This window comes from Streptoverticillium reticulum, from assembly GCF_047456005.1.
Taxonomy (GTDB): Bacteria; Actinomycetota; Actinomycetes; order Streptomycetales; family Streptomycetaceae; genus Streptomyces; species Streptomyces reticulum.
The window spans coordinates 3,614,985-3,627,263 of record NZ_CP179755.1 but is presented as its reverse complement, the minus strand read 5'-3'; the positions used below and the strand labels follow the sequence as shown (position 1 = coordinate 3,627,263).

General features: G+C 72.8%; 11 protein-coding genes. 7 read left to right on the top strand and 4 right to left on the bottom strand.

Going from position 1 to position 12,279, the window contains the following annotated elements:
* Window positions 1–42 precede the first annotated feature (42 nt).
* The 3 genes from ACMATS_RS16305 to ACMATS_RS16295 all read left to right on the top strand — a co-directional run bounded on the left by ACMATS_RS16305 (window position 43) and on the right by ACMATS_RS16295 (window position 3,882).
* The gene (locus ACMATS_RS16305; protein ID WP_391153929.1) at window positions 43–2,385 is read left to right on the top strand and encodes an RNA degradosome polyphosphate kinase; all 2,343 of its coding nucleotides are present in this window, start codon (window positions 43–45) and stop codon (window positions 2,383–2,385) included.
* A gap of 88 nt (window positions 2,386–2,473) precedes the next feature.
* The gene (locus tag ACMATS_RS16300; protein ID WP_414170736.1) at window positions 2,474–3,463 is read left to right on the top strand and encodes a CHAD domain-containing protein; all 990 of its coding nucleotides are present in this window, start codon (window positions 2,474–2,476) and stop codon (window positions 3,461–3,463) included.
* Window positions 3,460–3,882 (top strand): NUDIX hydrolase, encoded by a 423-nt coding sequence (locus ACMATS_RS16295; protein WP_414168283.1) that lies wholly within the window; start codon window positions 3,460–3,462, stop codon window positions 3,880–3,882. Before ACMATS_RS16300 ends, ACMATS_RS16295 begins: the two co-directional genes overlap by 4 nt.
* Here the strand turns inward: ACMATS_RS16295 and ACMATS_RS16290 are convergent.
* Complete coding sequence (locus ACMATS_RS16290) at window positions 3,879–4,688, bottom strand: class I SAM-dependent methyltransferase (protein ID WP_390781765.1); 810 nt, start codon at window positions 4,686–4,688, stop codon at window positions 3,879–3,881. The genes ACMATS_RS16295 and ACMATS_RS16290 overlap by 4 nt on opposite strands.
* An 11-nt stretch (window positions 4,689–4,699) precedes the next feature.
* Entirely contained in the window at window positions 4,700–5,422 is a 723-nt protein-coding gene (locus ACMATS_RS16285) for a FadR/GntR family transcriptional regulator (protein WP_390781766.1), read from the bottom strand.
* Window positions 5,423–5,482: 60 nt separating this feature from the next.
* Between ACMATS_RS16285 and ACMATS_RS16280 the strand changes: the two genes are divergently transcribed.
* The 3 genes from ACMATS_RS16280 (at window position 5,483) to ACMATS_RS16270 (ending at window position 8,719) form a co-directional block, all read left to right on the top strand.
* The gene (locus tag ACMATS_RS16280; protein WP_414168282.1) at window positions 5,483–6,736 is read left to right on the top strand and encodes an MFS transporter; all 1,254 of its coding nucleotides are present in this window, start codon (window positions 5,483–5,485) and stop codon (window positions 6,734–6,736) included.
* A gap of 131 nt (window positions 6,737–6,867) precedes the next feature.
* On the top strand, window positions 6,868–8,238 hold the full coding sequence (gene mshA / locus ACMATS_RS16275; RefSeq protein ID WP_390781768.1) for a D-inositol-3-phosphate glycosyltransferase: 1,371 nt from the start codon (window positions 6,868–6,870) through the stop codon (window positions 8,236–8,238).
* Window positions 8,231–8,719 (top strand): YbjN domain-containing protein, encoded by a 489-nt coding sequence (locus ACMATS_RS16270; protein ID WP_414168281.1) that lies wholly within the window; start codon window positions 8,231–8,233, stop codon window positions 8,717–8,719. Before mshA ends, ACMATS_RS16270 begins: the two co-directional genes overlap by 8 nt.
* Window positions 8,720–8,924: 205 nt before the next feature.
* On the opposite strand, the gene ACMATS_RS16265 is transcribed toward ACMATS_RS16270, so the two are convergent.
* Window positions 8,925–10,175: an MDR family MFS transporter gene (locus tag ACMATS_RS16265; protein WP_414168280.1), complete on the bottom strand. Its 1,251-nt coding sequence runs from the start codon at window positions 10,173–10,175 to the stop codon at window positions 8,925–8,927.
* Between the two features lie 154 nt (window positions 10,176–10,329).
* On the opposite strand from ACMATS_RS16265, the gene ACMATS_RS16260 reads away from it, so the two are divergent.
* Window positions 10,330–11,091: a phosphoglyceromutase gene (locus ACMATS_RS16260; RefSeq protein WP_336415327.1), complete on the top strand. Its 762-nt coding sequence runs from the start codon at window positions 10,330–10,332 to the stop codon at window positions 11,089–11,091.
* Window positions 11,092–11,419: 328 nt separating this feature from the next.
* On the opposite strand, the gene phoU is transcribed toward ACMATS_RS16260, so the two are convergent.
* Window positions 11,420–12,112, bottom strand: a complete 693-nt coding sequence (gene phoU, locus ACMATS_RS16255; RefSeq protein WP_414168279.1) for a phosphate signaling complex protein PhoU — start codon at window positions 12,110–12,112, stop codon at window positions 11,420–11,422.
* Window positions 12,113–12,279 lie beyond the last annotated feature (167 nt).

Genomic DNA, 12,279 nt, shown 5'->3' with positions numbered 1-12,279 from the left:
TCCGGCGCGCCCGACCTGCCGCCGGCGCGGAACAATGAAGGTATGACCCAGTCCTCCAGCGCTCCGGCACAGGACCGACCGCACGGCGAACAGGAAGATCACGGAGGTCGTTCGGGGAGGCCGCAGCCCTCCGTCGGGTTCGTCGCGGCCCACCGTCCGCGCACGGACGACTCCGCGGGCCTGCCCGGCCTGGAGCCGGATCTGGACGTCGATCTGGACGCGTACGAGGTGCGGTACGACGACACCTTCGAGGACGGGTTCACGGAGCGCGACCAGCCCGAGGCGGAGGGCGCTCCACGGCGTCCCGAGGAGGACCCGTTGCCCGAGGGACGGTTCCTGGACCGGGAGCGCAGCTGGCTGGCGTTCAACGAGCGGGTGCTGGAACTGGCGGAGGATCCGGCCACTCCGCTGCTGGAACGCGCCAATTTCCTGGCGATCTTCGCGAGCAACCTCGACGAGTTCTTCATGGTCCGCGTCGCCGGTCTCAAGCGGCGCATCGCGACCGGGGTCGCCACCCGCTCCGCCTCCGGGCTGCAGCCGCGCGAGGTCCTGGAGCTCATCTGGACCCGCTCGCGCGAGCTCATGGCCCGGCACGCGGCCTGCTTCCAGCAGGACGTGGCGTCCGAACTGGCCGAGCAGGGCATCCACTTGATCCGCTGGCCCGAGCTGACGGAGAAGGAGCAGGAGCGGCTCTTCACGCTCTTCCGGCAGCAGATCTTCCCCGTGCTGACCCCGCTGGCCGTCGACCCCGCGCACCCCTTCCCGTACATCTCCGGCCTCTCGCTCAACCTGGCCGTGGTCGTCCGCAATCCCGTGAGCGGCCATGAGCACTTCGCACGCGTGAAGGTGCCGCCGCTGCTGTCGCGCTTCCTGGAGGCCTCGCCGCAGCGCTACGTCCCGCTGGAGGACGTCATAGCGGCGCACCTGGAGGAGCTGTTCCCCGGCATGGAGGTGCTCGCGCACCACATGTTCCGGGTGACGCGCAACGAGGACCTGGAGGTCGAGGAGGACGACGCCGAGAACCTCCTGCAGGCGCTGGAGAAGGAGCTCATGCGGCGCCGCTTCGGTCCGCCCGTGCGGCTGGAGGTCGAGGAGACCATCGACCCTTACGTCCTGGACCTGCTGGTGCGCGAGCTGAAGATCTCCGACGCCGAGGTCTACCCGCTGCCCGGCCCGCTCGACCTCACCGCGCTCTTCGGCATCGCCGCGCTCGACCGGCCGGAGCTCAAGTACCCCAAGTTCGTGGGCGGCACGCACCGCGACCTGGCCCAGGTCGAGTCCGCCTCCCCGCCCGACATCTTCGCGGCCCTGCGCGAGCGCGACGTGCTGCTGCACCACCCGTACGACTCCTTCTCCACCTCCGTCCAGGCCTTCCTGGAGCAGGCGGCCGCTGACCCCGACGTCCTGGCCATCAAGCAGACGCTCTACCGGACGTCCGGCGACTCGCCCATCGTGGACGCCCTGATAGACGCGGCCGAGTCCGGCAAACAAGTACTTGTGCTCGTCGAGATCAAGGCACGCTTCGACGAACAGGCCAACATCAAGTGGGCGCGCAAGCTGGAGGAGGCCGGCTGCCACGTCGTCTACGGGCTCGTCGGGCTCAAGACGCACTGCAAGCTCTCCCTGGTGGTCCGCCAGGAGGGCGAGACGCTGCGCCGCTACTCGCACGTCGGCACGGGCAACTACCACCCCAAGACGGCGCGCCTGTACGAGGACTTCGGCCTGCTCACCGCCGACTCGCAGGTGGGCGCCGACCTCTCCGACCTCTTCAACCGGCTGTCCGGCTACTCGCGGCGCGAGACCTACCGGCGACTGCTGGTCGCCCCCAGATCGCTGCGCGACGGGCTGGTCAAACGCATTGCCAAGGAGGTCGCCCACCACCGCGCAGGGCTGCCCGCCTACATCCGCATCAAGGTCAACTCGATGGTCGACGAGGCCGTCATCGACGCCCTCTATCGCGCGGCCCGCGCCGGGGTGCCCGTGGACATCTGGGTCCGCGGCATCTGTGCCCTGCGGCCCGGTGTGATGGGCCTGTCGGAGAACATCCGGGTGCGCAGCGTCCTCGGACGATTCCTGGAGCACTCCCGCGTGTTCGCCTTCGGAAACGGCGGCGAGCCGGAAGTATGGCTCGGGAGCGCGGACATGATGCACCGCAACCTCGACCGGCGCATCGAGACGCTCGTACGGGTCGCCGACCCCGGCCACCGAGCCTCGCTCAGCCGCCTCCTGGAGGTGGGCGTGTCCGACCGCACCGCCTCCTGGCACCTGGGCGCGGACGGCAACTGGACGCGGCACGCCACCGACGGGGACGGACAGCCGTTGAGGAACGTGCAGGAGATGCTCATCGACGCCCGGAGGCGCAGGCGTGGCTCGGCTACCCCATGACCCGCCCATCGGCAGCGTCCCGGCAGCCGGGGGGCAGGAAGTGACAACGGCGAAGAGTGTGCAGGAGACGGCGGATGCGGCCGACGGCATGGCTGCGGACGTGTTGTCGGCCTATCTGCACGCCCAGGCAACGGAGTTCCTGCGCAGCCTGCGGCTGCACCGGGAGAGCGGGGCGGACGCGGAGGACGCGGGCGAGGCCAGCCGCCTGCTGCGCCGCTCGGCGCGCCGCATCTCGGGCACGCTGCACGTGTACCGTCCGCTGACCGACGCGGTGTGGACGGATCAACTGCGCGGCGAGCTGGCCTGGTTGTCCGACGTCCTCGCCCGTGAGTACGCGTACGCGGCACGGCTCGCACGGCTGCGGGGCGCCCTGCACCGGCTGTCCGGCACGGAGGAGGCGAGCGGCGGGGGCGGCGGCCTGACGGTGGGCGCGGCACGGGCCGGGGCGCTGCTGGAACGGCAGTTGACGCTTGCGCGGACGCGCGCCCACTCGGCGGCGCTGCAGGCGCTGGGGTCCTCGCGCTTCCACGGCGTCGCCGACGCGGTGGCGGTGCTGGCCTCCGACGTGCCGCTCGACCCGGCGGCCCGGGGCCTGTCCGCCCGCGACGCGCTGCCGCGCCTGGCCGAGCAGGCGCACGCCCGGATGACGGAGGCGGTGGCCGCGCTGCCGCTGTCGGTCGCGGGGCTCCCCTACAACTCCGAGGCGCTGGTGCACGGCCTGGCCGCGACGGCCGCAGCCGACGCGCCGCCGCCGGAGGGGCGGCAGGACGCGCCCTGGCACCAGGTGCGCCGACTGGTGCGGCTGCGCCGCTATGCGCAGGAAGTCCTCGACGAGCAGCAGCAGACGGAGGCCGAACCCTCCCTCTCCGTGCGCCTGTTGAGCGCGAGCCAGGCCCTCGACCGCCACCGCGACGCGGCGGAGGCCGCGGCTGCGGCCGCCTCCGCGGCCCGCACGCCCCGCATCGCCCCCGCCACGGCGTACGCGCTCGGGGTGCTGCACGCGGACCAGCGGCACGAGGTGGAGGCGGCACGCTACTACTTCGGCCGCGTCTGGCAGCGGCTCACGGGGACCCCGTGAGCGCACAGATCGTCCGCGCGGCCGGCTGCGTGCTGTGGCGGTACGCGGAAGGGGAAGGGGCGGACGGCGCGGTGGAGGTCGCCGTCGTCCACCGGCCGAAGTACGACGACTGGTCGTGGCCGAAAGGCAAGCTCAAGCGGGGCGAGACCCCGCTGGCGGGCGCGATACGCGAGGTCCTGGAGGAGACGGGCATGCACTGCGAACCGGGCCCGCCCCTCCCCACGGCCCGCTACCTCGCCGCAGGCCGCCCGAAGGAGGTCCACTACTGGGCGGCCCGCGTGACGGGCGGCTCCTTCGAACCGAACAGGGAGGTGGACCGCCTGCTGTGGCTGCGACCGGAGGCGGCGAGGGCCCGGCTGACGCAGCGGCGGGACCGGGAGCTGGTGGACGATCTGCTGAGGGCGTTGGCGGGGGATTAACCCCGTGGCGCCAACGCCTCCCAGGCCAGGGTCACTTCACCCTGCCGCCACCGCTGCGGCCCGTCCACGACGGGCCACTCCGACCGCACGGTGGCCACCGCACGAATCCACCGCTGCCTGGCGCTCAGCGCAGCGTACGGTGCGGCCGCCGCCCACGCCCGGTTGAAGTCCCGCAGGAACGCGTGCACCGGCTCACCCGGAACGTTCCGGTGTATGAGCGCCTTCGGCAGCCGCTCGGCCAGATCCGACGGCGTCCCCAGCGACCCCAGCCGCGCGGCGAACGTCACCGTCCGCGGCCCCTCGGGGCCGAGCGCGACCCACACATGGCGCCGCCCTATCTCGTCGCACGTGCCCTCGACCAGCAGTCCGCCCGGCGCGAGCCGCCCGCACAGCCGTGCCCAGACCTCGGCGACCTCGTCCTCCCCGTACTGCCGCAGCACGTTCGCGGCCCGTATCAGCGCGGGCCGCCGCGCACCGGCGAGCGGCACCTCGAAGCCGCCGTGGGCGAAGGCCAGCCCGTCCCGGGCGTACGGCTGTGCCGCCGCGACCCGCTCCGGGTCTATCTCGACCCCGACGACCTCCGCGTCCGGCCGCACGGTGCGCAGCCGCCCCAGCAGCTCCACGGCCGTCCAGGGCGCGGCCCCGTAGCCCAGGTCCACGGCCACCGGGTCGGCGCTGCGCCGCAGCTCGGGGCCGTACGCGGCGGCGATCCACCGGTCCATGCGGCGCAGCCGGTTCGGGTTGGTGGTACCGCGTGTCGCCGAACCTATGGGCCGGCGGGGAGGGGCGGCGGTACGGGAACTCATGATGAACAAGCCTAAGGGCGTGCCGCGTGCGGCTGGTGTGCCCGCGGTTCCTGGGCCCGGGTGTCCCACGCGCGCGTGTCGGCGACGTTGGCGCCGGCCTGCTCGGCGGCGCCGTCCGGATCCCGGTCCCGCAGGGCGGCCAGCAGCGACTCGTGGCCCACCGGGTCCGCGCCCTCGAAGCCGGGCGTGGACCACGTGTCGGCCATGGCGGCGTGCAGCGGCTCGGCGAGGTTGCAGTAGAGCTCGGACAGGAGCGGGTTGCCGGCGGCCTCGGCGACCCCGGAGTGGAAGGCCCAGTCCGCGGCGATCCAGCCCTCGAAGTCCCCGGCGCGCCAGGCGTCGCCGCGTCGCTGGAGCGCCAGGGCGAGCTCGTCGAGCGTGGCGTCCTCGGCCCGCACGGCGGCCAGCCGGGCGGCCTGCGTGTCGAGGGCCTCGCGCACTTCGAGCAGCTGGCCGAGGCCGCTGTGGCCGTAGAGGCGGGAGACCGCGCCGGACAGCTCGCTGGTCGCGCGGACGTACGTGCCGTCGCCGCGCCGCACCTCCAGCAGCCCCGCGTGGGCGAGCGCGCGCACCGCCTCGCGGACGGTGCCGCGCGCGACCTGCAATTGGCGCATCAGCTCGGGTTCGGGAGGGATGCGGGAGCCGACGGGCCACTCGCCGGAGGCGATCCGGGCCCGGAGCGCCTCGATGACCTCGGCCGACAGGGCCGGCCGGCGGACCGGTTCCAGAGTCATGGATTCACGGTACCCGTTCGGGGCATGGACATAAAACGTCGGACGTCTTACGTTTGATGTATGTCCTTCGTGTCCTCGTCCGTGCCGTCCCGGGACTCCGCCCCGGCCCCGCCCGTCACTGCCGCCCCGCCCGGCCCCCGCCGCGCCCGCCCCGCCTGGCTCACCGCCGTGGCCGTGGTGCTCATCGCCCTCAACCTCCGCCTCGGCATCAGCAGCGCCTCCGCCCTCCTCGAAGCCCTGCGGACGGATCTCGCCCTGCCCTCCGCGGTGGCGGCCCTGCTGCCCACGCTGCCGACGCTGTGCTTCGCGGCCGCCGGGGCCGGCACGGGCGCCCTGGCCCGGCGTGTCGGCGCCGAGCGCGCGGTGCTGCTGGCGCTCGCCGCGCTCACGGCGGGCCTCGCGATACGGGCGGTGCCGGCCGTGTGGGCGCTGCTCGCCGGCACGGCGCTCGGCATGTCGGGCCTCGCACTGTGCAACGTCCTGCTGCCCACGCTGGTCCGCACCCACTTCCCCGGCCGCACGGGCCTGTTGACCGGCGTCTACACGACCACGCTCGCCCTGGGCGCGGCCGCCGCCTCCGCCGTGTCCGTCCCGCTGGCCGACTCCGTCGGCTCGCCGTCGCTGGGGCTGGCGGTCTGGGCCGTGCCGGCCCTGGCCGCTCTGGTGGTGTGGGCCGCGGTGCGGGCCCGGGCGCCGCGCGCCGCGGACGGGTCCGTGGGCGGGCCCGGTGGGCGGATATCCCTGCGGGCCGTCGCCCGCACTCGGCTGGGCGCGCTGGTCACCGTCTACTTCGGCCTCCAAGCGCTCAACGCCTACGCGGTGGTCGGCTGGCTCCCGTCCCTGCTCTCGGGGCAGGGCATGTCCGAGGGCGCGGCGGGCGCGGTGCTGGCGGTCACGCAGGCGGTCGGCATCCCCGTGTCCTTCGTGGTGCTCGCCGCCGCCAAGGGGCCGGGCCGGCTGCGCGGGGCGTTCGTCGGCGTCTCGCTGGCGATGCTCGCGGGGTTCACCGGCCTGCTGCTGGCGCCGGTCGCCCTGCCCATGGTGTGGGCGGTGCTGGTGGGGCTGGGGATGTGCTCGTTCCCGCTGGTCCTCGCCGTGATCGCGCAGAGCGGCAGCAGCCCCGCGGAGACCACGGCGCTGTCCACGCTCTCCCAGTCCCTCGGGTATCTGCTGGCCGCACTCGGCCCGCTGGCGGTGGGCCTGCTGCACGGCGCCACCGGCGGCTGGACGGCGCCCATGGCGGCCCTGCTGGTGACGGCCGCGGCCCAGCTGGCGGCCGGCGTGCTGCTGTCCCGCTGCCGGGGCGACGGCTGAGAAGACCGAGGGGCTGAGGTGGATGGCTACATCACGCTTTGGCAAAGTGGGAAGGGGAGACCGCCTCCGCAGCGTTGGCCCCGGTGAACGAGAGAGTGGTGCACGTCCCAGGCACACGGAGGAATACGCAGGTGAGCCAGTACGCATCCCGGCTCGGCGCTCGCCGCGGCCGAACGCTCGGCCCCTTCCACAAGCCCCAGTTGCCCCAGATCCGGCGCATCGGCACCCCTCGGCGGCCGCGTCGCATCGCCATGCTCAGCGTTCACACCTCCCCGCTGCACCAGCCCGGCACGGGCGACGCGGGCGGCATGAACGTCTACATCGTCGAGCTCGCCAAGAGGCTCGCGAGCATCGACATCGAGGTCGAGATCTTCACCCGCGCCACCACCGGCGCCCTGCCCCCCGTCGTGGAGCTCGCCCCCGGCGTCCTCGTCCGGCACATCGACGCCGGTCCGTACGAGGGCCTGGCCAAGGAGGAGCTCCCGGCGCAGCTGTGCGCCTTCACCCACGGCGTGATGCAGGCCTGGGCCGGCCACCGGCCCGGCCACTATGACCTGGTCCATTCCCACTACTGGCTCTCCGGCCACGTCGGCTGGCTCGCCGCCGAGCGCTGGGGCGTGCCGCTCGTCCACGCCATGCACACCATGGCCAAGGTCAAGAACGCCGCCCTGGCCGAGGGCGACACCCCCGAGCCCGACACCCGGGTCATCGGCGAGACCCAGATCGTCCGGGCGGCCGACCGGCTCATCGCCAACACCGACGGCGAGGCCGAGGAGCTCGTGCACCACTACGACGCCGATCCCGGCAAGGTCGCCGTCGTGCACCCGGGGGTCAACCTCGACCGCTTCCGCCCGTCCGACGGCCGCGCGGCCGCCCGGGCGCGGCTGGGCCTGCCGGCCGATGCGCTGATCCCGCTGTTCGCCGGGCGCATCCAGCCGCTCAAGGCCCCCGACGTGCTGCTGCGTGCGGTCGCCGTGCTGCTGGAGCGGCGGCCCGAGCTGCGTTCGCGGATGGTCGTGCCGGTCGTCGGAGGCCCCAGCGGCAGCGGTCTCGCCAAGCCGGAGGGGCTGCAGAAGCTCGCCGCCCGGCTGGGCGTCGCCGATGTCGTCCGCTTCCGCCCGCCGGTCGGCCAGCAGCAGCTCGCCGACTGGTACCGGGCGGCGTCCGTGCTCGTCATGCCGTCCCACAGCGAGTCGTTCGGCCTGGTCGCCGCCGAGGCGCAGGCCTGCGGCACGCCGGTGCTGGCCGCGGAGGTCGGCGGCCTGCCGGTGGCCGTCCGGGACGGGGTCAGCGGCTTCCTGATACCCGGGCACGACCCGGCCGACTACGCGGAGGCGCTCGCCCGCTTCGCGGACGCACCGGAGCTGACGGACCGTATGGGTGCCGCGGCCGCCCGGCACGCGCAGTCCTTCGGCTGGGGCGCGGCGGCCGCCGCCACGGCCGACGTCTACACCGCAGCGATGCACGAGCGCCGCCGTCGCCTACGCTCGACCCATGTCTGACGCGAAGACCACGATCGAGCAGGCGCTCCGCGAGGCCGGGCTCGAATGGGAGAGCCCGGCCGACGGTTCGTACGTCGTCAAGCTCCCCGGCACGCGCAAGCTCTCGACGACGGTCTCCCTGCTCGTCGGCAGGCACTCGCTGTCCGTCAACGCCTTCGTCGTGCGCTGCCCCGACGAGAACCACGAGGCGGTGCACCGCTGGCTGCTGGAGCGCAACACCCGCCTGTACGGCGTCGCTTACGCGATCGACCCCCTGGGCGACGTCTACCTGGTGGGCCGCCTGCCGCTGCCGGCGGTCACGCCGGAGGAGATCGACCGCATCCTGGGCACGGTCCTGGAGGCGGCGGACGGCAGCTTCAACACCCTGCTGGAGATGGGCTTCGCGTCGGCGATCCGCAAGGAGTACGCGTGGCGCACGTCGCGGGGCGAGTCGACGCGCAACCTGGACGCGTTCGCACGCCTGACGCGGGGTGAGAACTAGGGCGTGTTCGGCGCCTCGTAAGGGGCGCGGGGAACTGCGCGACCAGCCACCGGCGGCCTGCAGTCGACGCACCACCCCAGGGGTCCGGGGCGAAGCCCCGGGACGTCGGCTGCGGGTGCGTCGTGGCCGGTCGCGCGGTTCCCCGCGCCCCTTACGAGGCGCGAAGATCCGCCGGACGCGCCCTGGGGGCGACGGGCCGAGGTCCTCACCCTGACACCCGCTCCTCCTCGGTCTGCGGTGCCGCCACCGCACCCCCGGCGGAGCCTGCCGCAGGCAGCCCCCGCATCAGCAGCCAGTACCCCGCGGCGGCCACGGTGCCGACCACCGCGCATCCCGCCCAGAGCGCCGCGGGCCCGAAGTTGTCGATCACCGTGCCGCCGGTCAGCGGCGCCACCAGCGCCGCCACCGACCACGACAGCGTGTAGACGCCCTGGTAGCGCCCGCGCCCGTGCGTGGGCGACAGCCGCACCACCAGCCCCATCTGCGTGGGCGAGTTGACGATCTCCGCCACCGTCCAGACGCACACCGTCAGGACGTACATCGCGATCGACCCGGCGAAGGCGGTCAGCCCGAAGCCGTACCCCGCGAGGAGCGCGGACAGCACCAGCAGCCGCTGCGGGTCCCGGTGCTCGATGAAGCGGGTGACGGGAATCTGCAGGGCCACGATCAGCACGCCGTTCACCGCGATGACCATCCCGTAGTCGCCGCTGGAGAAGCCGCTCCCGCCCATGGCCACCGGCAGCGCGACCGAACTCTGCTGGAAGATCAGGGCGATGAGGAACGACAGCCCGACGACGCTCATGTAGCGCCGGTCGCGGAGCACCGTGCCCATCCCGACGGCCGGTTCGTCGGCGGCCGTACCGGAGGACGTCCGCTCGGGCCGCGACTCCGGCAGCTTGAGGAAGACGAGCACGGCGCACGCCAGCGTCATCGTCCCTTCCGCCAGGAACCCGATCAGATAGCTGTGTTCGGCGATCAGCCCCGCGGCCAGCGACGAGAAGGCGAAACCGAGGTTGATGGCCCAGTAGTTGAGGGCGAACGCCCGGACCCGGTCCTGCGGGGCCACGATGTCGGCCATCATCGCCTGCACGGCCGGGCGTGAGGCGTTGGCGGCCATGCCCACCACGAAGGCGACGGCCGCGATGGCCGCGGGGTGCTGCATGAAGCCCAGCAGTGCGACCGAGAAGGCGGTCGAGGTCTGGGCGACGAGCAGGGTGGGCCGCCGCCCGAGGCGGTCGGTGAGCACGCCGGAGCCTATGGAGGAGATCACTCCGCCGAGCCCGTGCAGCGCCGCGACCATCCCCGCGAACGAGGCCGAGTAGCCGCGCTCCAGGGTCAGGTAGAGCGCCAGGAACGTGGAGACGAAGGAGCCCAGCCGGTTGATCAGTGTGGAGGTCCACAGCCACCAGAACTCCCGCGGCAGCCCCGAGACGCTCCGCCGCACCGCCGTTCCCATGCCCACCCGTGCCCCCTGTGTAAGTGGTGATCAAGTGATCCGCAACTTACACAACCTCGACGTGTGCACGCCATTGAATTGACGATCGTGATCAAGTGACCGGCGCCGGGCGGGCGCGCGCGGGCCGCCCGCGCAGTCGATTACGCTCAAGGGCATGGCCGACGCACCGTACAAGCTGATCCTCCTCCGCCACGGCGAGAGCGAGTGGAACGCCAAGAACCTGTTCACCGGCTGGGTGGACGTCAACCTCAACGAGAAGGGCGAGAAGGAGGCGGTCCGGGGCGGCGAGCTCCTCAAGGACGCCGGCCTGCTCCCGGACGTGGTCCACACGTCCCTCCAGAAGCGCGCGATCCGCACCGCGCAGCTCGCACTGGAGTCCGCCGACCGCCACTGGATCCCGGTCCACCGCTCCTGGCGGCTGAACGAGCGCCACTACGGCGCCCTCCAGGGCAAGGACAAGGCCCAGACCCTGGCCGAGTTCGGCGAGGAGCAGTTCATGCTCTGGCGCCGCTCGTACGACACCCCGCCGCCGGCCCTCGAGGACGGCACCGAGTTCTCGCAGAGCGACGACCCGCGCTACGCCTCGATCCCGCCGGAGCTCCGGCCGCGCACCGAGTGCCTCAAGGACGTCGTCGCCCGCATGCTGCCGTACTGGTACGACGGCATCGTCCCCGACCTGACGGCCGGCCGCACGGTCCTGGTCGCCGCGCACGGCAACAGCCTGCGCGCCCTGGTCAAGCACCTCGACGGCATCTCCGACGCCGACATCGCGGGCCTGAACATCCCCACCGGCATCCCGCTCGCCTACGAGCTCGACGCCGACTTCCGCCCGGTCGTCCCCGGCGGCAAGTACCTCGACCCGGAGGCCGCCAAGGCCGCCATCGAGGCCGTGAAGAACCAGGGCAAGAAGAAGTAGCCCTTCTCACTGCGCGACTCACTGCGTGACGGAAAGAGCCCCCGGCCGGAATCCCGGCCGGGGGCTCTCCCCGTGAGTGACATGTCCGAGGCGTCAGCCGCAGCCGCCACCGCACTGGCACGATCCGCCTTGCTGGCAGCCGCAACTGCATCCGGGTCCGCACTGACAGCCGCTCATTCGGTACCTCCTCGATGGAGTGGTCTGCCTGCCCACCAGTCAAGGACGGCACAGAGCGATCGTCAATGCCCGGCGCGTACGTATGAGCGGGCGCGCAGGCGCATTCGCAGCGTGCAGAGGCATTTGCAGGCGCACGCTACGGTCACGCGCCCTACGCGTTCTCGCCCGAACCCGCGCCCGTGCCGGAGGACTGCACGATCTCGTCCGCGTGCTCCCCGGTGACCAGGTAGACAACGCGCTTGGCCACCGAGACCGCATGGTCGGCGAAGCGCTCGTAGTAGCGGCCCAGCAGCGTCACGTCCACGGCCGTCTCGATGCCGTGCCGCCAGCGGTCGTCCATCAGGTGCTGGAAGAGCGTGCGGTGCAGCAGGTCCATCGCGTCGTCGTCCTGCTCCAGCTGGAGCGCCAGGTCGACGTCCTTGGTGATGATCACCTCGGCCGCCTTGGCCATCAGCCGCTGGGCCAGCTGGCCCATCTCCAGCACCGTGGAGTGCAGGTCCGAGGGCACCGCCGTCTCGGGAAAGCGCAGCCGGGCCAGCTTGGCCACGTGCTGGGCCAGGTCGCCCGAGCGCTCCAGGTCCGCGCTCATCCGCAGCGAGGTGACCACGATCCGCAGATCCGTGGCGACCGGCTGCTGCCTCGCCAGCAGGGCGATGGCCCGCGCCTCCAGGTCGCGCTGGAGGTCGTCGACCCTGGCGTCCGCCGCGATGACGGACTCCGCCAGCTTGAGGTCCGCGTCCAGGATCGCCGTGGTGGCGCGCCCGATCGCGGACCCGACCAGCCGGGCCATCTCGACCAGGCCCTCGCCGATCGAATCCAGCTCCTCGTGGTACGCGTCCCGCATGTCCTGTCCTTCTCTCGCTCGGAGTCCGACGGGTTGCCCCGTCACGGTCCCACGTTCCGGCCGGAATCCGACGGCTTCCGTCATCAGGAGTGAACCGGTGCTGACCTCAAGGTGAACTCTCGGCAACGTGTGTTCGAGGTGCCCCCCGTTTGGCTGTGGAGGTGTCG

What these genes read in the sequence shown, in the direction of transcription:
- ACMATS_RS16305 (WP_391153929.1), top strand. Translation starts at nt 43, where the DNA reads ATGACCCAGTCCTCCAGCGCTCCGGCACAGGACCGACCGCACGGCGAA.
- ACMATS_RS16300 (WP_414170736.1), top strand. Translation starts at nt 2,474, where the DNA reads ATGGCTGCGGACGTGTTGTCGGCCTATCTGCACGCCCAGGCAACGGAG.
- ACMATS_RS16290 (WP_390781765.1), bottom strand. Translation starts at nt 4,688, where the DNA reads ATGAGTTCCCGTACCGCCGCCCCTCCCCGCCGGCCCATAGGTTCGGCG.
- ACMATS_RS16285 (WP_390781766.1), bottom strand. Translation starts at nt 5,422, where the DNA reads ATGACTCTGGAACCGGTCCGCCGGCCGGCCCTGTCGGCCGAGGTCATC.
- ACMATS_RS16280 (WP_414168282.1), top strand. Translation starts at nt 5,483, where the DNA reads ATGTCCTTCGTGTCCTCGTCCGTGCCGTCCCGGGACTCCGCCCCGGCC.
- ACMATS_RS16270 (WP_414168281.1), top strand. Translation starts at nt 8,231, where the DNA reads ATGTCTGACGCGAAGACCACGATCGAGCAGGCGCTCCGCGAGGCCGGG.
- ACMATS_RS16265 (WP_414168280.1), bottom strand. Translation starts at nt 10,175, where the DNA reads ATGGGAACGGCGGTGCGGCGGAGCGTCTCGGGGCTGCCGCGGGAGTTC.
- ACMATS_RS16260 (WP_336415327.1), top strand. Translation starts at nt 10,330, where the DNA reads ATGGCCGACGCACCGTACAAGCTGATCCTCCTCCGCCACGGCGAGAGC.
- phoU (WP_414168279.1), bottom strand. Translation starts at nt 12,112, where the DNA reads ATGCGGGACGCGTACCACGAGGAGCTGGATTCGATCGGCGAGGGCCTG.